Consider the following 20,246-nt stretch of genomic DNA (forward strand, 5'->3'; position numbering starts at 1 on the left):
TTATGCGCGCGGCATGCCGAGCATCCGTTCGGCGACGATGTTGCGCTGGATCTCGTTGGTGCCCGCGTAGATCGTGCCGGCCTGCGCGAACAGGAAGCCGTCGAGCCAGTGGCCGAGCGTCGCGTGCTGCGCGGGCGTCTGCGGAACGACCTCGCCGTGCGCCCCGAGAATGTCGAGCGCGGTCTGGTGCATGCGCAGGTCGAGTTCCGACCAGAACACCTTGTTGGTGCTCGATTCCGCGCCGATATGGCCGCCCTTCAGCAGCCGGCTCGCGGTCGCATAGGTCGACAGCGCATAGGCCTGCGCATCCATCCAGGCCTGCACCACGCGCTCGCGCAGCGTCGGGTCGCGATCCGCGCTGTCGCGGTGCGCGAGATACAGGTCGCGCAGCGCCTGCGCGGTGCGCTGAAAGCGCGCGGGCGAACGCAGCATCAGCCCGCGCTCGAAGCCTGCCGTCGCCATCGCGACCTGCCAGCCCGCGCCTTCGGCCGCGAGCCGGTTCTCGACCGGCACGCGCACGTCGTCGAAGAAGATTTCCGCGAAACCCGTCTGCCCGTTGAGCTGCCGGATCGGCCGCACCGTGATGCCCGGCGCGGACAGCGGCACCATCAGGAACGTGAGGCCATGGTGGCGCGACGATTCGGGATCGCTGCGGAACAGCCCGAACAGCCAGTCGGCCCACACTGCGCGGGTCGACCAGATCTTCTGGCCGTTCAGCACGTATTCGTCGCCGATACGGGCTGCGGTCGTGCGGATCGCGGCCATGTCCGAACCGGCATTCGGCTCCGACCAGCCTTGCGCCCACACATGCTCGCCGGCCGCCATCGCGGGCAGGAAGCGCGCCTTCTGAGCGTCGGAGCCGAAATCCATCAGCGTCGGGCCGAGCAGGAAGATGCCGTTCTGGTTCACGCGCATCGGTGCGTCGGCACGCCAGTACTCTTCCTCGAAGATCAGCCACTCGATCAGGTCGCAGCCGCGCCCGCCCAGCTCGCGCGGCCACGTGACCATGCTCCAGCGGCCCGAGTGCAGCGTGCGCTCCCATTCGCGGTGCGCGGCGAAGCCTTCCTCGGTGTCGAAGCTCGGCAGCCGCTCGCGCGGCACGTGCGCAGCGAGCCATTCGCGGATTTCCGCGCGGAACGCCTGCTGTTGCGGCGTATAGGTCAGGTTCATGCGCGTGCCTCCCCGGCGGTTGCCTGCGCGTCGAAACGCGCATCGCGCTTCTCGACGAACGCGGCGCGCGCTTCCGTCGAGTCGTTCGTCATGTACGCCTGCAGCGTGAAGCCCTGCTCCCAGCGGTACTTGTCCTCGAGATTTCCGTCCTCGACGCCGTTCAGCGCCTCCTTCGCGAGCCGCACCATCGCCGGGCTCTTCTCGGCGATCTTGCGGGCGATCGCGAGCGCCGCGTCGCGCAGCGTGTCGCGCGTGACGACCTGCTCGACCGCGCCGAGCCGGTACGCTTCGGCCGCGTCGATCATGTCGCCGGTGAAGTACATCGCGCGGACCTTCTGCACGCCGAACAGCCGCTGCAGGTGCGCGCCGCCGCCCATTGCGCCACGGTCAATCTCCGGCACGCCGAAGCGCGCGCAATCGGCCGCGACGACGATGTCCGCCGCGCCGCAGATGCCGATCCCGCCGCCGAGCACGAAGCCGTGCACGGCCGCGATCACCGGCTTCGGGTTGCGGTGCACCGCGCGGAACGTCTGGTAGTTGCCCGCGTTGACCGACACGATCCGTTCCGGATGCGCGGCCAGCTCCTTGATGTCGACGCCCGCGCAGAAGCCCCGGCCCTCGCCGCGCACGACGATCACACGCACGTCGTCGTCCGCGCCGAGCGCGTCGAGCGCACGCGAGAGCGCATGCCAGCCCTGCGCGTCGAGCGCGTTCACGGGCGGCTGGGCGATCACCAGTTCGGCGATGCCGTCTGCGCGATCGATCCGGAACGGCATCGCGCCGGCCGGTTGATTGGATGCTGTCATCTCCATTGCCTCCCTGTGATGTGTGTCATGCGGCCTGCGCCGCTGCCGCGCCGCGCAACGCGGCCAGCGCATCGATCCGCTCGCAGGCTTCCGTGACGATCCGCGCGATCAGCGCGTCGCACGACTCGATCGCACCGATCATCGCGGCCGCCTGGCCGCTCGGCAGCACGCCTTCATCCGGGCGGCCCTCGACGATCGCGCGCTGGATCAGGAACGGCGCGTTCGCGGCCATCAGCGTCTGGCTCGCCGTGTAGTCATGCGAGCGCAGCGCCTTGAGCGCGAGGCCGAGCATGTCGCCCGTGCTCAGCCCGTTCTGGCGCCGCCATGCCTCGGCGGTCTTCAACGCGAACCACGTGCGGCGCAGCGGGCCGAAGCGTTCGAGTTTCAGCAGATACGGGTTGTCGATCATCCGTTGCGGCAGCCCGTCGAGCGCGTCCGACACGCGGATGCGCGCCGGGTCGCCGACCGCGACGTAGCGGTCGAGCGTCTCGCGCGGCACCGGCGATTCGGCGCTCATCAGGAAGCGCGTGCCCATCGCGATGCCGGCCGCGCCGTACGCAAGCGCGGCAGCCAGTCCGCGCCCGTCGAAGAACCCGCCGGCCGCGACGACCGGCACGCGCACCGCATCGAGCACCTTCGGCAGCAGCAGCGTGGTCGGCACCGAGCCCGTGTGGCCGCCGCCTTCCGCGCCCTGCACCGTCACGATGTCCGCGCCGAGTTCGACGGCCTTCGCCGCATGCTTCAGCGCGCCGACGGTCGGCATGCAGACGATGCCGGCGTCCTTGAAGCGGCGGATCGTCTTCGCATCGGGCCCGCGGCCGTAGCTGACCGCGCGCAGCCGGTGCTTGATCGCGAGATCGACCACCTGTGCGGCGTTTTTCTGGAACATGTGGAAATTGATACCGAACGGCTTGTCGGTCAGCGACTTCACCTTCAGGATCTCGGCCTCGACCTGCTCCGGCTCGATCGTCGCGCCCGCGAGGAAGCCGAAACCGCCGGCGTTCGCGGTCGCCGCGACGAGCCGCGCGTCGGCCACCCAGCCCATCGCGGTCTGCACGATCGGGTAACGGCAGCCGAGCAGGTCGCACAGCGGCGTATGCAGCGGGCTCTGAAGCGTCGTGCTCATGCGGCGGCTCCGTTGACGGCAACCGGGGCCGCCGCGTCGCCGCGATCCGCGCCGTTCGGCTGGCGCTGCGAGCTGGCCATGCTGCGCGCGTCGTAGCCGCCGAGACGATCGCCACTGACGAGTTCGTTGTGCGCATGCGCGAAGTGATGCCACGCGAACGCCGCATCCATTGCCGCGCGCTTGCCTTGCAGCTCCTCGACGTGGTTCAGCGCCTGCTTGGTGAGCGTGAGCCCGAGGCGCGGCATCGTCGCGATCTTCGCGGCGATCGCGTAGGTCGCGTCGCGCAGCCGCTCGCGCGGCACCACGCGGTTGACCATCCCCATCTGGTACGCGCGCTCGGCCGGCATCCGCTCGCCGAGGAACAGGAATTCCTTCGCGATGCGCGGGTTCAGCTCGTAGGCATGCGCGAAATACTCGACGCCCGGAATCCCCATCCGCACGACCGGATCCGCGAAGAACGCATCCTCCGACGCGACGATCAGGTCACACACCCACGCGAGCATCAGCCCGCCCGCGATGCATGCGCCCTGCACCATCGCGATCGTCGGCTTCGGCAGGTCGCGCCAGCGCCGGCACATCCCGAGGTATACCTCCTGCTCGCGTGCATACAGGAATTCGCCGCCTTCCTTGTCGACGTGGTCGTACCACAGCGACGCGCGATCGAACGATTCGTGGATGTCGCGGCCCGGCGTGCCGATATCGTGGCCCGCCGAGAAATGCTTGCCGGCGCCCGCGAGCACGATGGCCTTCACTGCGTCGTCGTGCGCCGCGCACCGGAACGCCGCGTCGAGCGCATACGTCATCTTCGAGTTCTGCGCGTTGTGATACTCGGGGCGGTTCATCGTGATCGTCGCGATGCCGTCCTCGACCGCGTAGTCGACGACACCGTCGCCGAACGTCATCTGGGTCGCTTCCATGTCGGATCTCATCCCCGGCGCGGCGCCGGATTGTTGCGCACGATCGTCGCGCGCAGGTTGTGCGGATCGAGCGCGCGCACGATGCGCAGGTCCTCCGCGTTCGGCGGCGCCGTCGTGCCGATCTCGGGTGCGGCGATCAACGGGAAGCCCGTTGCGTCCTGCACTTCGTCGAAGCTCACGCCGGGGTGCAGCGAACGCACGCGGATCGCATGGTCGGGGCCGCCGAAATCCATCACGCACAGGTCGGTGACGATGCTGCGCAGGTCGACGAAGGTCTTCATCCCCGGCAGCCGGCGCGCCGGGTTGTAGCCGACCGTGCACACCATGTCGACTTCGCCGTCGACGAACGTGCGCTTGCCGTGGCCGCTGACGAAGAACGAGTTCGCGTGGTTCGTCGTGTTGCCGGGGAAGCCGCGTGCGCCGAGCAGCTGGGTTTTCGGGCGGTCGTAGTCGTCGCCGAGCCACGAGATGTTGGCCTGGCCGAAACGGTCGATCTGCGTCGGCATCACGAGCGCATGGCGGCGGCCGTGCCACAGGCAGTCGAACACGCGCTCGTAGGTCATCCAGCCGCTCGCCTTCACGCGATAGCCGTCGGGGCGCGGGCCGAGCGGCACCGGCTCCTCGACGAGATACGCTTCGCCGTCGGTCAGCATCAGCCCGCTGTTGTACGCGAGCCGCGCGAGGCCGGCCGCGAGCCGCGGGCCCGTGCCGATGCCGGTCGCCAGCACTTCGCCGTCGTCGCGCCAGAGTCGCGCGGACGCGACGATCATCAGTTCCGCGAGGGAATGGTCGAGAGATTCGCTCACAGGCGCTCCTTTACAGAATCGGCAACGGCAGCGTCGTCACGTGCGACAGCCCGCCGACGCCTTCGAGGTACTGGCGTTCGTCCTGGCCGACCACGTCGCGCAGGTACGCCGCCGTTTTCGCATCGTCTTCCGCGCTGGCGCAGTACGCGCGCAGGTGCGGCAGGTCCCAGCCGTAGGCCGGCCCGCACGACGTCGGGTGCGCGCCGCCCGGCGCGTGCACGACGCCGTTGACGAGCGAGCGCTCGAACGGGTTGCGTTTGGCGGCATCGAGGTCTTCGCTCGCAAGCGATGCGTCGACCGTTTCCGACGACACGTAGCAGCGCTGCGCGGCGCGCGCCATCCACGCATCGAAGAACGGATCGGGGCCGTCGATGCGCGTGTTGCCCATCCGGTCGGCCGCATTCACGTGCAGCAGCGCGACGTCGAGTTCGATCGCCGGCATCGCGAGCAGCGTCTCGCCGTCGTCGTACGGCGATTGCACCGTGCGCAATTGCGGCGCGTGATCGAGCAGCGCGGTGCCGAGCCCGGCGCGCGTCGGCAGGAACGGCAGGCGCGCGGCCGCCGCGCGCAGGCCGAGCTGCAACATCCCTTCGTCGAGTTCGAGCACGTCGATACGGCCCTGTTCGCGGGCGCGGCGGAAATGCGGCTCGAGCGGGATCACGTCGAGCGACACGAAGCCGAACACCGCCTTGCGCACCTTGCCGGCCGCGCACAGCAGGCCGACATCGGCGCCGCCGTACGCAACGATCGTCAGGTCCTTCAGGTTCGAGCGCGCGATTTCGCGCACCAGCGCCATCGGCTTGCGCCGCGGCCCCCATCCGCCGATGCCGATCGTCATGCCGTCGGCGAGTTGCGCGACCACGTCGCGCGCGGACATCGTCTTGTCGAGAGGTTTCATCGTCATCGTGCTGGCTTACCGGTATCCGATGCTGAAATCGTGGCCCCACTGGCTCACCTTGGTGGCCTCGAACACCGCGTGCTTCGACCAGTCGACCGTGAGGCCGCCGAAGCCGTATTCGAGATCGAAGCCGCCGGGGGTCTTCATGTAGAAAGAGATCATCTGGTCGTTGCAGTGGCGGCCGAGCGTCGCGGACATCTTCACGTCGTGCGCGGCGACGCGATCCAGCGCGCGGCCCACTTCGTCCATCGAGTCGACTTCGGTCATCACGTGCACGCAACCCGACGGCACGGCCATCTCGAACAGCGCGAGGCTGTGATGGCGCGCGTTGCGGCAGTGCATGAAATGGATGCGCTTTTCCGGTTCGGCCGGATCGGGCGTGAACTTCACGCGGTAGATGTCGGACAGCTCGAAGCCGAGCACGCCGCGCACGAACGCGTCGGTCGCATCGAACTGCGGTGCGGGCAGCACCGCGTGGCCGAGCCCCATGTCGCCGGTGACGAACCGTGCGACGCCCAGCGGCGACACGAAGCGGCGGAAGTCGCAGCGCGCGCCCCAGTACAGCTCGTGGCGGTTGCCGGACGGGTCGCTACACCACGCCATCGCCTGCACGCGGCGCAGCGCGGCTTCGTCGCGCGTCGCGCGCACCGGCTCGACGCCCGCGCGCTGCAGTGCCGCCAGCGCGGCGTCGAATGCGGCGCCGTCGGGCAATTCCCAGCCCGACGCGAAATAGCGGTCGGTCGCGCCGGGGACGATCACGTAGCGGAAATCACGCTCGTCCATCTTCAGGTACAACGCGCCGTCGGGCGCATCGAGCGCCTGCATGCCCAGCACGTCTTCCGCGTAGCGGCGCCACGCATCGACGCGCGTCGCCTCGACGACGACGTAGCCAAGCGCACGGACATCGATCATGTCGGCCTCCTCCTGGTTCAGAATCCGTTGTTCGTGTAAGGATTCTGGCCGGTCGGGGGTGGCGTTACATCGTCTGTTGGGACGAGAGAAGCGGCGGGAAAAAGCCGGGGTGGCGGCGCGAACGGTGTGCCGGACGGGGATCCGGTGGCAGGGTGCGGCGCGAGCGGCTGCCGCGAGGTCGTACGGTCCGGGCATCGGCCGGATTGCGTCCCGGAAGACGATCGCGCCCTTGTTCCCAATGCGAACGAACGGGCTGCCACCGCCGGCGCGGCCTTGTCGCGACTGCCGGGCCGGAGAATTCACCGCAGGCACTTTTGTTAAACTTCGCCGTCCAACCGCCTCTTTCACCGATGACGAAGTACGCCCCTTCCTCCCCAAGCCAGCGTGTATTCGGACTGGATGTACTGCGCTCGGTCGCCGTCCTGCTTGTGCTGGCCTGTCACACGGTCGCGCATGGCGCACCGCCCGCTTGGCTGAAGTGGTATTTCTGGGCTCAAGGGACCATCGGCGTCGAGATCTTCTACGTGCTGAGCGGCTTTCTCATCGGCAGCATACTCATCAAGTCATACAAAACCGGCAAGCTCCGGGCGCCGCGCGACATTCTCGATTTCTGGAAACGTCGTTGGGCACGAACGCTGCCGCTTTATGCGTTCTTCCTGCTCGTCTATCTTCGGTTCGACTACCACGGCCCGGCCACCCTCGACGTCGCGTGGCCGTTCTTCCTGTTCCTGCAGAACCTGGCCTGGCCGATGGCGCCGTTCTTCGAGCACTCGTGGAGCCTCGCCGTCGAAGAATGGTTCTATCTGCTGCTGCCGTGCGCGTTTCTTGCCGCGCTCACGGTACTCAGGACGAACGGGCGGGCGTTGCTCGCGACCTGCGCCGCATTCATCGTGCTGCCGCTCTGCGCCCGGATCTATTTCAGCTGGCACGCGCAATCGCTGGCCGATGTCGATCGTTACGTGCGATCCATCGTGATCTGCCGCCTCGACTCGCTGTTCATCGGCGTCATTGCCGCCTATCTGCGCATCGAGCGGCCCGCGATGTTCACCCGTTTCGCGAAGTCCTGGAAAATGCCGCTGGCGTTGTTTGTCGGCCTGACGTTCTATTTCGCGTTCGGTGCGCCCTATCTCGCCGGCAACGGCCTCCTGCGTGTGATGTTCTTCCCGATGCTGTCGGTCGTCATCGCCGCGCTGCTGCCCGCAGCGATGCAGGTTCGCACATCCGGCAGCCGTCTGTTCGACCGTTTCATCGGCTGGACCAGCAAGATTTCGTATTCGCTGTATCTCGGTCACATCTGCATGCTGACGCTCGGGCTCGGTCTCTTTGCCAGTCGCGGCATCTCCGTTGACGGGCAGCTCGCGACGGCCGCGCTCTACATCACGCTTGTCTGTCTGTACTACGCATTCGCGACCCTGACCTACACGTTCATCGAACAACCTTATATTCGGCTTCGAGACAGATCGATGGGGAACACCGACGATCGCAGCGGCGCGGTTGCGCTCACGAGCGACAAGCAAACGGCCCGAGCCGAACCCGAGAAAGTCGCCGGATACCATTGATGCGTCGCATACGGAAACAGCCGCCGGCCGGGCAGCTTGCCGGCGGATCCGATGGCGGCTCCCGGATTGCGGGCAACCGCCGGCACGGCCTTGCCGGCAATACCGTACCCGGAAGGTACGGCGACCGCGCATCCGCTCAGAACCGGTACGAAATCCCGATCTGCAAGACCGGATACCACCGATATCGCGACATCACCTGTCGCAGTTCATCGAGCCCGCTCGCGACCAGGACCTGACTCTTCGCCGGCCCGGCCGCGGCAGCCAGTTCGGGCGACAGCGTGTACGAGCACTTCGGGATCCCGTACGCGACACCGATATCGGCGACGAATCCAAGCCCCTTCGACGCCGGCCGGTGCCCGTAGCCGATCCCGACATACGGCATCACGGTCGGATAGCGCGCTTCCGCCACCGCGTACATCCCCGGCAGCGCCGGATAGTGCTTGCCGCCGAACACGTAGGTCCCGTTGGTCGGCACCGACACGCCGCGCAGCTCGTCGTCGTTGAAGCGCAGCCCGATCGTCGCCCGGAAGCCGCTGCCGTGCCACGGAAAGATGTCCGCGTACAAGCCGCCCTGGCGCAGTTTCAGGTCGTCCTGATAGCGATTGCCGGCCACCGTGAAGTCATGCGAAAGGTCGATCGCATTGAAATCGGCATGCGCACCCAGCATCGAATTGAAACTCACGGCAGCCCCGATGCCGACGCCTTGCGTGCCGCCCTGCAGGTAAATTTCCTGCGCGTGCGCGCTCGCGACGAACATCACCGCGACCGCTGCCCATTGGTTCACTGTCGTTTTCACGGGCGCCTCCCCCGACTTGTGCCGGGTGCGACGCGTCGCGCCCGCGGCCTTCGTCGCGATGCGCGGTGCGAACCCCGGCACGACACCTTGCAAGCACGCTTGCTGTTCGACGGATCGGGAACGCGGTGCGCCGTGCGCATGACCGATACATCATGCGCGGCGCATGCGCCGTGACACGCGGCGCCCGCGACCCGATCCGATTCCCCGTTTGTTTCGATGTCGCTCCACGCCGCCGATGCACTGATCGTTCTGGCGAGATTCGTCTGCACAGGCGGCACCGGGTCAATCGCAAGGCACGTGCCATATAACGCAAACCCACGCGTGGCAAGCGTCGCGGGTCAACACGCGCGATCGCGCAGCGCGAAACAGGGGGAAATGTTTCAGGAACGCATCGATATTCGGCGCGCAAGCCCGCCGCGCGCGATTGTGTGCGCACGCATCGATATCGCGATGCGCGCAGAACAAGGCCGGGCGGCCGTCAGCGCGGGTTCGTCACCGTTACCGCCGGGCACACGTGGCGGCATGCATCGAAGAAGCGTTGCAAAGGTGCGACCTCGCACGAAGCGCGTGCGAGGTCGACGCGCAAGCTTGCCCGGCGAGTCAGGGTGAATACGGATGCCGCCTCGCGCATGCCGCGCGAAAGGATCGGCGCGCGGGCTGCAAGCCGATCAGTACACCGCACCGATTGCCGCAACACCCAATATTTCGTCGCCCGATGACAGCCTGCCAGCGGATGATAGAATCGTCCGTCCATACCCTCTGGACGGACACAATGCAAAAATTGCAGTGGTCTAGCGGAATCGATAACGAAATCGAATTCTGGTCGAAGTGGTTGGAGACAAAGGGCGGTGCGTGGCCAGAAGACTTTCAGTTCCGCATCAACCCCGACACCGAAGTACATCAGTGGATGGCCGAACTGCTGAACGGCATCCCGAATCCGAAGATCCTCGACGTGGGCGCCGGCCCGATGACGGTGCTGGGCAAGAAGATGAACGGCCTGCCGCTGGACATCACCGCCGTCGATGCGTTGGGTGACCTGTACAGCCGCCTGGATTTCCCCTCAGGGCTTCCCCTCATCAAAACCCGGCAGTGCGAAAGCGAGTGCCTGACCACGATGTTCCCGGCCGACACGTTCGACCTGACTTATGCGAAGAACACGCTTGACCACTGCTACAATCCGGTCGAAGCGTTTCGGCAGATGATCGCCGTGACGAAACCCGGTGGCTTCATCGCGACCGAGCATGCAGCGAACGAGGCGCTGAACGAGAACTGGGAAGGCTTCCACCAGTGGAACTTCCACGTCGTCGGGCGCGACTTCAAGATTTCGGATCGAACGGATACCTTCAGCGTCTCGCAGGCGATCGAAGGCATCGCGCAGATCGTTGAACTGTCCCCGGATCATTCCGACTACATCGGTTGCGTGATCCTGAAGCTTTAGCCGATACATCAGTGACGACCCATCAGAACAACACGGGTGCGCAACCGCGCACCCCGCTTCCCCGTGACTTCAACATGCCGAGCGACGTTCCCTATCTGAACGGCTTGCGCGGCATTGCCGCAACCTGGGTCGTCATCGCCCACTGCATGATCTGGGGCGGGTGGACGCTCACCGCGATACCGGACCCGAAGATCGCCGTCGATCTGTTCATGACGATCTCAGGCTTTCTGATGGCCTACAACGCCCGCCGACGAGAGTCGATCGAGCCCATGACGCACCCCGCCACCTGGGCCCGGTTCTATATCCGCCGGTACTTCCGCATCGCACCGGCCTATTACCTGTCGCTCGCGTTCGCGGTCCTCGCATCGGCGCCCTTTTTCGACGGCTACAAGGCACTCCAGTCGATGAACCCCGGATTCTGGGGAAGCGGCGGCATTTACGATCCGTACACAATCAGGTTCACCGCGGCCAATCTGCTCGCCCATGTCACGTTCGTTTTCGGAGCGATACCGAAATACACGTTTGCGACCATGCTGCCCGACTGGAGCCTCAGCCTCGAGATGCAGTTCTATCTCGCGTTCCCGCTGCTCTATCTGCTGATGCGGAAAGTCGGCCCGCTGACGGCGTCGATCGTACTGGCCGCCCTCGCGCTCGCGGCAAGCCACGCGCTCGCCGGCGTGTTTCCGGAGCCGGGCTTCCTGCCGTTGAAGCTCTCGCTGTTCGTGACCGGCATGCTGATCGCCGAGATTCCGTTCGGCACGGACAAAACCGCCACGATCCTGATCGGCATGCTGGCGTTGCTGCTGCCGTTCGCTCAAACGTCGAGCTACGCTGCCCAGTCGTGGCTCCTTCCGGTCATTTCCGCGTCGCTATACGCGCTGACGGTCAACCGGAAACCGGTGTCGTCGCTGCTGCAACCCGTCGCGAACCGCCTCGGCGGCCGGCATGCCCATGCGCTATCGGATGCCTCGTACGGCATGTATCTTTTTCACGGCTTCTTCATCGCGTTGACCGGATTGGTGCTGTCGGGCGAGTTTCCCCGCCTGGCGGCACACGGCAACATCAGGACGATCGTCCTGTTGGCCGTTGCGTTGCCGGGCTCGCTGCTGGTATCCCCGCTCATCCACCGCTTCGTGGAGCAACCGGGTATCGCGCTGGGCAGAAACGCAGCCGCATTCCTGTCGCAGCGCACCTCGGGATCGCGCTGAGTCGGCGACGGAAGGCATCGGTCCGGTCATGCCGGCGTGCGCCGCGATACCGCAGGCATGACCGGACCGCCAATGCAAAGGCCGCTCGCAACGAGCGGCCCGTCCGGCACGATCGGTCGGCCGCGCGACAGCTACAGCCCGTACCCCCCGGAAACATTCAACTGCTGCCCCGTCACATAATCAGCCCGATCCGACGCCAGGAACACGGCCGCCCGCCCGACGTCGTGCGCCTTCCCCCAGCGCTTCAGTGCGAGCATCTTCTGCGTCTCGTCGATCCACGCCTGGTCGAACTGCCCCTGTTCGAGCAGCACCGGAAACATCCCGGCCTCGATCACGCCGACCAGGATCGAATTCGCGCGAATGTTGTAACGCCCTTCCTCGCGCGCCAGCCCCTTGACCAGCGCCTCGTTCGCCGCCTTCGGCGCGACCGACAGCCCGTCGCGATCAGGCCAGCGCAGGTGTCCGGCCGAGCCGAGCGTCACGAACGACCCGCCGCCCGATGCGCGGAAATGCGGCAGCGCAGCCTTCGCGGCCACGAAGAAGCCGATCGTCTCGACATCGATCGCGCGGCGCCAGTCGTCGTGCGTCATGTCGCCGATATGGCGCTGGTTCACGAACGGGCCGGCGGCCCACACGACCGTGTGCACGCGACCATGCGCGTCGATCGCGGCCGCGAGCGCGGCATCGACCTGCGCGGGATCGGTCACGTCCACGCAGTGCGTGGTGGCCGCCGCGCCTTCGCCGCGAACGTCGCGCGCGACGCGCTCGGCGACGTCGGCCTTGCTGCGATAGCCCACCGCGACCGGTACGCCGGCGCGCGCAAATTCGAGCGCGACGCCCTGCCCGATCCCGCCGCTACCGCCGAACACGAGTACCGCGCCCGGCGGAAATCCGTTGTCGTTCATGCGTTCATCCCGTTCATGTGTCGCCTCATCGCTCAGGCCGCCGCCTCGGTCGCTGCGCGCAGCCGGTACTTCAGCACCTTCCCCGCCGCGCTCGTCGGCAGTTGCTCGACGAACGTGAAAAAGCGCGGCACCTTGTAGTTCGCCATGTTGCTGCGCGCCCAGTCGTTCAGCGCATCGGCATCGGCCTGCGCGCCCGGGCGCAGTACGACATACGCGTGACCGACCTCGCCGAGGCGCGTATCGGGCACGCCGACCAGCGCGACCTGCGCGATCGCCGGATGCGCGGCGAGCAGCCGCTCGATCTCCGCCGGATAGCAATTGAAGCCGCCGACGATGAACATGTCCTTGATGCGGTCGGTGATCTTCAGGTTGCCATTCGCATCGACGCAGCCGAGATCGCCGGTATGAAGCCAGCCATCGGCATCGACGGTCTCGCGCGTCGCGTCCGGCTGGTTGAAGTAACCGCGCATCACGTTGTAGCCGCGCACCCAGATTTCGCCGGTCTCGTCCGGCCCGAGCGGCACGCCGCCCGGCCCCGCGATGCGCAGCTCGACGCCCGGCATCGGCCGGCCCGACGTATAGGCAACCGTCTCCGCATCGTCGCCTTGACGGCACAACGTCGCGAAGCCGCACGATTCGGTCAGTCCGTAGCCGGTCAGCACCGTCTCGAAGCCGAGCTCCGCACGCATCCGCTCGATCAGGCTCGGAGCGATCGCCGCCGCCCCCGTCACCGCGATCCGCAGCGACGACAGGTCGCGCGTCGCGCGATCGGGCGCGTCGAGCAGCGCGTAGTACAGCGTCGGCGGGCCGGGCAACACCGACACGCGGTCGTCGGCCACGCGCCGCAGCACGTCGGCCGGCTGGAACACGAGATGCGGCAGCACGGTCGCGCCGCTCGACAGCGCGGCGAGCCAGCCGGCCTTGTAGCCGAACGTGTGGAAAAACGGATTGACGATCAGGTAGCGGTCGTCCTGCCGTACACCCGCGATCGCCGCCCACGCCTGCGCGGCGCGCAGGTTCTGGCCGTGCGCGGTCATCACGCCTTTCGGACGGCCCGTCGTGCCGGACGTGAACATCAGGTCCATCACGGTGTCGGGCGTGACCTGCGCCTCGCGTTCGCGCACCGCGGCAAGCGGCACCGCCGCGCCGCGTGCGAGAAATGCGTTCCAGGTCTCGTCGCGCGCGCCTGAAGGCGGTTCGCCGTCGAATACGACAACGCGCTCGAGCATCGCAGGCCGGTGCGGCGCGAGCATCGCCGGATACGATTCGCCGAGGAAGGTGCCGCAGCAGAACAGCAGCCGCACGCCGCCGTCGTGCAGGATGCCGCCGACCTCCATCCCCTTCATTCGCGTATTGACCGGCACGAGAATCGCGCCGACCGTATGGATCGCCAGCGCCGCGACGATCCATTGCGGCAGGTTCGGCGCCCAGACCGCCACACGGTCGCCGGCGTCGATACCGCTCGCCAGCAGCGCACGGGCCGCATCGAGTCGTGCGGCATCGAGTTCCGCGTAGGTCAGCCGGCCGTGCTCCGACTCGATCGCCGGATGCGCGCCGTGGCGCGCGGCAGCCCGCGCGATCAGCGCGGGCGTGGTCAGGATTTCGTTGTCCATCGTCATAGATCAAGGTTGCCGTGCGCGCCGCCGGCGCGGCACGGCTCAGTCGGGAAACACCACGCGCAGCGCATCGCTCGCGGGCCGCGCGCAACAGGCGAGCGTCCAGCCGGCCGCAATCTCGTCGTCGTCGAGCACGTGGTTGCTGTCGAGCACGACCTCGCCGCGCTCGATCCGGCACATGCACGCGCCGCATTGCCCCATCCGGCAGGAATTCGGCGCAGGGACACCCGCACGCAGCATCGCATCGAGCAGCGTTTCGCCGGGCGCACTGTCGAACGCGAATGCGTCGCCGTCGAGCACCGTCTCGATCGCCGCGCCGTCGCCGGACGCCGCCGTTGCCGCGGCTTGCGCCGCGGTGTCGGCCTGCGCCGGCGCATCGGGCAGCGACGCGAATCGCTCGACATGCACGCGCGCACGCGGCAACCCGAGGCCGAGCATCGCGGCCAGCGCGTTCTCCATGAACAGCGCGGGCCCGCAGATGAACGTCTCCTGCTGGCTGAACGGCCGCGCGAGCTCCTCGAGGTGACGCTGCTGCGGAATCCCCTGCACGCTGTCGAGCCAGTGGATCACGCGCACGCGGCCCGGATGACGCTGCGCGAGCTGCTGCAGCTCGTCGCGGAAAATCACCGAGCGTTCGTCGCGGTTCGCATAGATCAGCGTCAGCATCCCGCGCCCGCGCACGAGCGCCGATTTCAGGATCGACAGCACCGGCGTGATGCCGCTGCCGCCCGCGAACAGCAGCAGGTCGCCGTCGAGCGTGCGTGGCGTGAACACGCCGGCCGGCGGCAGCACGTCGAGCGCGTCGCCTGCCTTCACGCGGTCGCACAGCCAGTTCGACGCGCGGCCGTCGCGCACGCGCTTGACGGTGATCTTCGGCGCCGCGTCGATGCCGGGTGCGCTCGACAGCGAATAGCAGCGCGCGACGGTCGCGTCCGCACACGGCACGTTCAGCGTCAGGAACTGCCCGGGCCGGTACGTGAATGCATCACGTAGCCCGGCCGGTACGTCGAACACGAACGAACACGCGTCGTCGCTTTCGGCAATCACTTCGGCCACGGTCAGCCGGTGGAAGCGTGGATCGCTCATGGCCAGATCCTTGCGTCACGCGGCCACACGGGCCACCGGCGCGCCGGGCGTCGTATACGCGCCGTCGAGATAGACGAGCGGATCGACGTCACCGCTCATCAGCACCTCGCGGATGCGCCCGATGAACACCGTATGCGTGCCGTATTCGAAACGGCCGTCCTGCTCGCACACGAGGCTTGCCTGCGAATCGCGCAGATACGGCACGCCGTGCGGCGACGTATCCCAGTCGCCGGTCGTGAAGCGCGCCTCGCCCTTCAGGCGGCCGCTGCAGTCGATCGCGATGCCTTCGTGCCGCGCGGACAGCACGTTCACGCAGAACGGCGCGCCCGCATCGAGCGGTGGATACAGCGACGCGGTGCGGTTGATGCAGATCAGCAGCGAAGGCGGATCGGTCGACAACGAATCGACCGCCGTCGCGGACATCGAGTAGCGCCGGCCGTCGTGCGTGCTACTGATGACCGTGACGGAGCGCGCGAGGCGGCGCATCGCGAGCAGCATGTCGGTGCGCAGTGGATGGTTGGTGAGATCGCTCATGATCGGACTCCGTCAAGTTCAGTCGTGGATGGCCGGGCCTGCCGGCCTCCGGCCTCGGCTGCGCGAGCAGCCAGGTGGTCGGCGGCGAGATACCCGAAGGTCATCGCCGGACCGAGCGTCGAGCCCGCGCCGGGGTAGCTCGTGCCCATCACCGATGCGCTGGTGTTGCCGATCGCGTAGAGGCCGTCGATCGGCTCGCCATCGGCACGCAGCACGCGGGCGTGCACGTCGGTGACGAGCCCGCCCTTCGTGCCGATATCGCCCGCATCGACCCGCGCCGCGTAGAACGGCGCTTCGTCGACCGGCCCGAGACACGGGTTCGGCGTGTTGCGCGGATCGCCGTAGTAGGTGTCGAACGCGTTGTCGCCCTTGCCGAACGCTTCGTCGACGCCGGTGGCCGCGTAACGCGCCATGTCGCGCAGCGTGTCGTGCAGGCCGGCCGCGTCGACACCGATCTTCGCGGCAAGCGCATCGATCGTGTCGGCCTTCACGAGTACCTCGCGAAACGCTTGCGGAATCCGCGCATCGGGCATCATGGACGCCGGCATGACCGGCCCGCACGGATACTTGCGGCGAAAGCGCGCGTCGAACACCATCCACGCGGGCACGGTCGCGCCGGTGCGCGCATGGTCGCGATACATCGCGGGCACGAATTCCGAATACGGCGCGGCTTCGTTGACGAAGCGCTTGCCGAGACCGTTGACGATCACGCAGCCCGGCAGGTTGCGTTCGACGAACAGCCCGCGCTGCTTCTCCTCGCCCGCGACGCGGACCGTCGGCACACCCCACACGTGCTCCATCAAATCCAGCGCGCCGCCGAGCCGGTGGCCTTCGGCGATCGCGTCGCCGGTGTTGGACGGCGGCGTCGCGCTCCACTGCGCCTGGGTCGGTTGCGGCAGGTAGCGCTCGCGCATCGGCTGGTTGCGCTCGAAGCCGCCCGCGCCGAGGATCACGCCGTGCCGCGCGGCGATCGTCACCGGCTGCCCGAAGCGTTGCGCGCGCACGCCCGTCACGCGGCCGTCCACATCGAGCAGGTCGCGCATCGGCGTGTCGAGCCACACGGGCACGCTGCGGTCGAGCAGCGCACGACGCAAGCCGCCGATCAACGCGTTGCCGAGCGTCAGGCGCCGGTCGCGCCGCGTGCGGCGGCGCATGCCGAAATCGAGCCAGTAGCGGCCGAACTGCCTGATCGTGAGCGTCATGAAGCCGGGGCCGCGCGCAAACAGCGTGTGCGCTTCCTTCGACGTCACCGCGAGACGCCCGAAGATCAGCGTGCCGGGCGACGGCGGCCGCAGCCGGTCGAACTCGTCGCCGAGCAGCCCGCCGTCGAACGGCATCGGATCGAGCGCGCGATAGCCCGGCATCGCGCCCGGCAGCTTCTGGAAATAGTCCGCGTATTTCGGCAACGCCTGGAAGCGCACGGGTGTCTTCGATTCCAGATAGCGCAGCATCTCCGGCGCGCGATCGAGATACGCGTCGAGCCGCTCGGGTGTCGACGCGCCGGCCACGCACGCGTCGACATAGCCGCGCGCGGCCTCGCGCGAATCGGTCGCACCGAGTTCGGCGATATGGTGGTTGCACGGAATCCAGATGCCGCCGCCCGAAACGGCCGACGTGCCGCCATACAGCGCCGTCTTCTCGATCACGACGACGGACAACCCGTGGTCGGCCGCGCGGCACGCGGCGAGCAGTGCGCCCGCGCCCGAGCCGACGACGACCACGTCGAACGTGTATTGCTGTGCTTGCGTGTCGTTCATCACGGCCTCGTCAGATGAAGAAGTCCGTGTTTTCGCGGCCGAGCATCACCGCGCCGAGGTTCTGGCCGAAGCGGTCCACGTTGTTCGCGTAGTGCGCGCGGGCCGCGTGCAGATCGAGGAAGCGGCGCACCAGCGGATTGCGGTGATAGATGCCGTTGCCGCCCGCATAGCGCAGCAGCGTATTCGCGGCCTGCGCGCAGCGCTCGGCGACCTGTGCGGACTGGTAACGGAAATGCACGCGACGCTCGATCGACACGGCCGGCCCGCCGGTCACCGACGCCATCAGTTCCGCGAAATTGCGCTTGAGCAGCACCTTCATCTCGTCGATCGCGACGGCCGCGTTCGCACACGCGTTCTGCGCGCCCGGATCGTCGGTCGTCTTCGCGCCGCTGTTCGCGGACACGCGCGTTGCCGCATAGCCGGTGAAATCGTCGAGCGCGCCCTGCAGCGCGCCGATGCACGACGTGCACACCGCGCGCACGAAGATCTGCGCGAACGGCAGCTTGAACAGCGGCGCGTCGTTGAGGGCGAGACCGGGGCTCGTGCCCATCATCCCGTCGATCGCCTTGTGCGTGCGGTACGCAGGCACGAACGCGTCGTCGACGACGATGTCGTGGCTGCCGGTCGCGCGCAGGCCGAGCACGTCCCAGTCCTGCTGGATCCGGTAGTCGGATTTCGGCAGCAGGAAGGTCCGGTATTCAGGCGGCTGGCCGGCTTCGGCCGGTGGCACCAGCGCACCGAGGAACACCCATTCGCACAGTTCGCTGCCGCTCGAGAACTTCCAGTGGCCCGACAGGCGGAAGCCGCCGTCGACCGGCGTCACGCGACCGACCGGCATGTAGGTCGACGCGATCAGCGTCGCCGGATCGTGGCCCCATACGTCCTGCTGCGCGCGTTCGTCGAACAGCGCGAGCTGCCAGTTGTGCACGCCGACGACGCCGTACACCCACGCGGTCGACATGCAGCCGCGCGCGAGCGCCATCTGGATGTCGAAGAAGGCCTGCGGATCGAGCTCGTGGCCGCCGTAGCGCTTCGGCTGCAGCACCTTGAAGAAGCCGGCGGCCTGCATGTCGGCGATCGTCTCGGCGGGGATGCGGCCCTGCGCTTCCGCCTGCGCGGCGCGGCCGGCCAGTATCGGCGCCAGTGCCTCGGCCCGGGCGATCAGCGTGGCAGCCAATGCGTTCGAATCGTTGTCGCGATGCACGAATGTCTCCTGTGGAACGGGGGCTGCGCCGTGGCACCCGCCCCGCTCTCGTTCAAAGTTGTTCGGCGCGGCCTGGCCGCGGGCGATGCTCGCCACCACCGATGGTCGGCTTCGCGCGACCGCGCCGCATCGTCCGACCGGACGGGACGACGGGCGCGGCCTCATGCATCACGCGCAGGCGCGTTCCTTCTCGCGGTTGAAGAACGGGATCACGTGCTCGCCGATGTTGCGGATGGTCTCCATCTGCGCTTCATGCGGCACCGTGCCCATCTGGCACAGGAACAGCACTTCGTCGACGCCGGCCTCCTGCAGGCGGCCGACATAGCCGATGCAGTCGTCCACCGTGCCGTACGCGTGGTTCGGGTTCATCATCGCGAGCGCCGGGTCGGCGAAGTTCACGACGACTTCCTCCGACGCGAAGCGCGAGCGGATCACCATCTCGCCGGTGTCGGCCTGCACGAGATCGTCGCCCCACTTCGCCGGGTCCGGACGCTCGCCGCCCGTGTACCAGTACGCGAGCGATTCCATGAAGTAGCGCTGGCCGCGGATGCCGATCTTGCGGGCCGCCTGGCCGTCGGCCATCACGACCGTCGGGCACAGCGCCGCGAGGTGCTGGGTCGGGCGGAAGCCGACCTGGTCTTCCGGCTTGCGGTTCGCCCACGCTTCACGGTAGACGGCGTTCTTCTTCGCGACTTCGTCGGGGCCGCCGAAACCGAGCACCAGCGCGCCCATCCCGCGCTGGCCGGCGCGCAGCAGCGCATCGGTGTTCGTACACGCGAGGTACATCGGCGGGTGCGGATCCTGGAACGGCTTCGGGTGGATCGGGCGCTTCGGGATCTTGATGTACTTGCCGTCGTGCTCGATCTCGTCCTGCACGAACATCTTCGGCACGAGATACATCGATTCGTCGATCATCGGCTGCAGTTCGTTGAGGTCGTAGCCGAACGCGCCGGCTTCCTGCTGGCTGCCGCCCTTGCCGACGCCGAAATGCACGCGGCCGCCCGACAGGATGTCGAGCAGCGCGACGCGTTCCGCCACCTTGATCGGATGGTTCATCGCCGGCGGCAGGCACACGACGCCGTGGCCCAGGCCGATGCGCGTCGTGCGGCCGGCCAGGTAGGCAAGGAAGGTTTCCGGCGCGCTCATGTGCGCATAGTTGGTCAGCGACGTGTGCTCCACGCACCAGATCGTGTCGAAACCGACCTGCTCGGCGAGCAACGCCTGCTCGACCGTCTCCTTGAACACCTGGTGGTCGCCCTCGCGCGATGCGTCGGTGGTCTGGGCTTCGTAGATGAGGGAAAACTTCATTGCGTGCGTCTCCATGTATGTTGGACGAGTCGGGGTCGTGCGGCCCGCCCGCACGATACGGACGAATAGCGACGGTCCACGAATGGGAGTGTCGGCGCGCCGGCTGGCGTGGGCATCATCTGTTCGGAGTATCTGTATGCCGGCGGGGACAGAGGGGTTTCACCGTCATCCGATCGGACTGCGTGACGGCGCGAGCGACG

18 protein-coding genes are annotated in these 20,246 nt (G+C 67.6%); 3 read left to right on the forward strand and 15 right to left on the reverse strand.

The annotated features are described in order from the left end of the window. The 7 genes from OHZ10_RS27375 to OHZ10_RS27405 are packed head-to-tail and all read right to left on the reverse strand — an operon-like array spanning nucleotide 1 to nucleotide 6,635. Complete coding sequence (locus tag OHZ10_RS27375) at nucleotides 1-1,170, reverse strand: acyl-CoA dehydrogenase family protein (RefSeq protein ID WP_342704953.1); 1,170 nt, start codon at nucleotides 1,168-1,170, stop codon at nucleotides 1-3. Next, nucleotides 1,167-1,982: an enoyl-CoA hydratase family protein gene (locus tag OHZ10_RS27380; RefSeq protein ID WP_342704954.1), complete on the reverse strand. Its 816-nt coding sequence runs from the start codon at nucleotides 1,980-1,982 to the stop codon at nucleotides 1,167-1,169. The genes OHZ10_RS27375 and OHZ10_RS27380 overlap by 4 nt, the downstream gene beginning before the upstream one ends. Before the next feature lie 19 nt (nucleotides 1,983-2,001). Next, nucleotides 2,002-3,102, reverse strand: coding sequence for a nitronate monooxygenase (locus OHZ10_RS27385; protein WP_342704955.1), 1,101 nt, complete (start codon nucleotides 3,100-3,102; stop codon nucleotides 2,002-2,004). Continuing rightward, nucleotides 3,099-4,019 carry an enoyl-CoA hydratase gene (locus tag OHZ10_RS27390; protein ID WP_059240425.1) on the reverse strand — a complete coding sequence of 307 codons (921 nt, stop codon included), beginning with the start codon at nucleotides 4,017-4,019 and terminating at the stop codon, nucleotides 3,099-3,101. Before OHZ10_RS27390 ends, OHZ10_RS27385 begins: the two co-directional genes overlap by 4 nt. 8 nt (nucleotides 4,020-4,027) lie before the next feature. Continuing rightward, nucleotides 4,028-4,825 (reverse strand): CoA-transferase subunit beta, encoded by a 798-nt coding sequence (locus tag OHZ10_RS27395; RefSeq protein ID WP_256086325.1) that lies wholly within the window; start codon nucleotides 4,823-4,825, stop codon nucleotides 4,028-4,030. A 10-nt stretch (nucleotides 4,826-4,835) separates the two neighbouring features. After that, nucleotides 4,836-5,729 carry a CoA transferase subunit A gene (locus tag OHZ10_RS27400; RefSeq protein ID WP_059240423.1) on the reverse strand — a complete coding sequence of 298 codons (894 nt, stop codon included), beginning with the start codon at nucleotides 5,727-5,729 and terminating at the stop codon, nucleotides 4,836-4,838. Between the two features lie 9 nt (nucleotides 5,730-5,738). Further along, nucleotides 5,739-6,635 carry a VOC family protein gene (locus OHZ10_RS27405; RefSeq protein WP_059240422.1) on the reverse strand — a complete coding sequence of 299 codons (897 nt, stop codon included), beginning with the start codon at nucleotides 6,633-6,635 and terminating at the stop codon, nucleotides 5,739-5,741. A gap of 314 nt (nucleotides 6,636-6,949) precedes the next feature. Here OHZ10_RS27405 and OHZ10_RS27410 point away from each other — a divergent pair, with 314 nt between their 5' ends. Further along, on the forward strand, nucleotides 6,950-8,194 hold the full coding sequence (locus OHZ10_RS27410) for an acyltransferase (RefSeq protein WP_342704957.1): 1,245 nt from the start codon (nucleotides 6,950-6,952) through the stop codon (nucleotides 8,192-8,194). Between the two features lie 136 nt (nucleotides 8,195-8,330). Here OHZ10_RS27410 and OHZ10_RS27415 read toward each other — a convergent pair whose 3' ends face one another. Next, nucleotides 8,331-9,071: a hypothetical protein gene (locus OHZ10_RS27415; RefSeq protein ID WP_342704958.1), complete on the reverse strand. Its 741-nt coding sequence runs from the start codon at nucleotides 9,069-9,071 to the stop codon at nucleotides 8,331-8,333. Nucleotides 9,072-9,762: 691 nt separating this feature from the next. On the opposite strand from OHZ10_RS27415, the gene OHZ10_RS27420 reads away from it, so the two are divergent. Next, a complete protein-coding gene (locus OHZ10_RS27420) occupies nucleotides 9,763-10,428 on the forward strand; it encodes a class I SAM-dependent methyltransferase (RefSeq protein WP_342704959.1) in 666 nt (221 codons plus the stop codon). An 11-nt stretch (nucleotides 10,429-10,439) separates the two neighbouring features. Further along, the gene (locus OHZ10_RS27425) at nucleotides 10,440-11,636 is read left to right on the forward strand and encodes an acyltransferase family protein (RefSeq protein ID WP_233464091.1); all 1,197 of its coding nucleotides are present in this window, start codon (nucleotides 10,440-10,442) and stop codon (nucleotides 11,634-11,636) included. A 131-nt stretch (nucleotides 11,637-11,767) separates the two neighbouring features. Here OHZ10_RS27425 and OHZ10_RS27430 read toward each other — a convergent pair whose 3' ends face one another. The 7 genes from OHZ10_RS27430 to OHZ10_RS27460 all read right to left on the reverse strand — a co-directional run bounded on the left by OHZ10_RS27430 (nucleotide 11,768) and on the right by OHZ10_RS27460 (nucleotide 20,046). Then, a complete protein-coding gene (locus tag OHZ10_RS27430) occupies nucleotides 11,768-12,541 on the reverse strand; it encodes an SDR family NAD(P)-dependent oxidoreductase (RefSeq protein ID WP_059240418.1) in 774 nt (257 codons plus the stop codon). A gap of 32 nt (nucleotides 12,542-12,573) precedes the next feature. Next, the gene (locus tag OHZ10_RS27435; protein ID WP_275054990.1) at nucleotides 12,574-14,160 is read right to left on the reverse strand and encodes a FadD3 family acyl-CoA ligase; all 1,587 of its coding nucleotides are present in this window, start codon (nucleotides 14,158-14,160) and stop codon (nucleotides 12,574-12,576) included. A 39-nt stretch (nucleotides 14,161-14,199) separates the two neighbouring features. Continuing rightward, the gene (locus tag OHZ10_RS27440; protein WP_174991179.1) at nucleotides 14,200-15,243 is read right to left on the reverse strand and encodes a ferredoxin--NADP reductase; all 1,044 of its coding nucleotides are present in this window, start codon (nucleotides 15,241-15,243) and stop codon (nucleotides 14,200-14,202) included. A 15-nt stretch (nucleotides 15,244-15,258) separates the two neighbouring features. Next, nucleotides 15,259-15,777 (reverse strand): flavin reductase family protein, encoded by a 519-nt coding sequence (locus OHZ10_RS27445; protein ID WP_059240415.1) that lies wholly within the window; start codon nucleotides 15,775-15,777, stop codon nucleotides 15,259-15,261. Beyond that, nucleotides 15,774-17,534, reverse strand: a complete 1,761-nt coding sequence (locus OHZ10_RS27450) for an FAD-dependent oxidoreductase (RefSeq protein WP_059240414.1) — start codon at nucleotides 17,532-17,534, stop codon at nucleotides 15,774-15,776. The genes OHZ10_RS27445 and OHZ10_RS27450 overlap by 4 nt, the downstream gene beginning before the upstream one ends. A gap of 10 nt (nucleotides 17,535-17,544) precedes the next feature. Continuing rightward, a complete protein-coding gene (locus OHZ10_RS27455; RefSeq protein ID WP_174991180.1) occupies nucleotides 17,545-18,738 on the reverse strand; it encodes an acyl-CoA dehydrogenase family protein in 1,194 nt (397 codons plus the stop codon). 168 nt (nucleotides 18,739-18,906) lie between these two features. Continuing rightward, nucleotides 18,907-20,046: an LLM class flavin-dependent oxidoreductase gene (locus OHZ10_RS27460; RefSeq protein WP_059240412.1), complete on the reverse strand. Its 1,140-nt coding sequence runs from the start codon at nucleotides 20,044-20,046 to the stop codon at nucleotides 18,907-18,909. Nucleotides 20,047-20,246 lie beyond the last annotated feature (200 nt).

The sequence above is a fragment of the Burkholderia arboris genome (assembly GCF_038723655.1).
GTDB classification, from domain to species: Bacteria; Pseudomonadota; Gammaproteobacteria; order Burkholderiales; family Burkholderiaceae; genus Burkholderia; species Burkholderia arboris.

Excerpts from the sequence above, each read along its gene's own strand:
- OHZ10_RS27440 (WP_174991179.1), bottom strand. The coding sequence starts at position 15,243 with ATGAGCGATCCACGCTTCCACCGGCTGACCGTGGCCGAAGTGATTGCC.
- OHZ10_RS27450 (WP_059240414.1), bottom strand. The coding sequence starts at position 17,534 with ATGAACGACACGCAAGCACAGCAATACACGTTCGACGTGGTCGTCGTC.
- OHZ10_RS27460 (WP_059240412.1), bottom strand. The coding sequence starts at position 20,046 with ATGAAGTTTTCCCTCATCTACGAAGCCCAGACCACCGACGCATCGCGC.
- OHZ10_RS27385 (WP_342704955.1), bottom strand. The coding sequence starts at position 3,102 with ATGAGCACGACGCTTCAGAGCCCGCTGCATACGCCGCTGTGCGACCTG.
- OHZ10_RS27380 (WP_342704954.1), bottom strand. The coding sequence starts at position 1,982 with ATGGAGATGACAGCATCCAATCAACCGGCCGGCGCGATGCCGTTCCGG.
- OHZ10_RS27405 (WP_059240422.1), bottom strand. The coding sequence starts at position 6,635 with ATGATCGATGTCCGTGCGCTTGGCTACGTCGTCGTCGAGGCGACGCGC.
- OHZ10_RS27375 (WP_342704953.1), bottom strand. The coding sequence starts at position 1,170 with ATGAACCTGACCTATACGCCGCAACAGCAGGCGTTCCGCGCGGAAATC.
- OHZ10_RS27445 (WP_059240415.1), bottom strand. The coding sequence starts at position 15,777 with ATGAGCGATCTCACCAACCATCCACTGCGCACCGACATGCTGCTCGCG.
- OHZ10_RS27420 (WP_342704959.1), top strand. The coding sequence starts at position 9,763 with ATGCAAAAATTGCAGTGGTCTAGCGGAATCGATAACGAAATCGAATTC.
- OHZ10_RS27400 (WP_059240423.1), bottom strand. The coding sequence starts at position 5,729 with ATGACGATGAAACCTCTCGACAAGACGATGTCCGCGCGCGACGTGGTC.
- OHZ10_RS27435 (WP_275054990.1), bottom strand. The coding sequence starts at position 14,160 with ATGACGATGGACAACGAAATCCTGACCACGCCCGCGCTGATCGCGCGG.
- OHZ10_RS27390 (WP_059240425.1), bottom strand. The coding sequence starts at position 4,019 with ATGGAAGCGACCCAGATGACGTTCGGCGACGGTGTCGTCGACTACGCG.
- OHZ10_RS27430 (WP_059240418.1), bottom strand. The coding sequence starts at position 12,541 with ATGAACGACAACGGATTTCCGCCGGGCGCGGTACTCGTGTTCGGCGGT.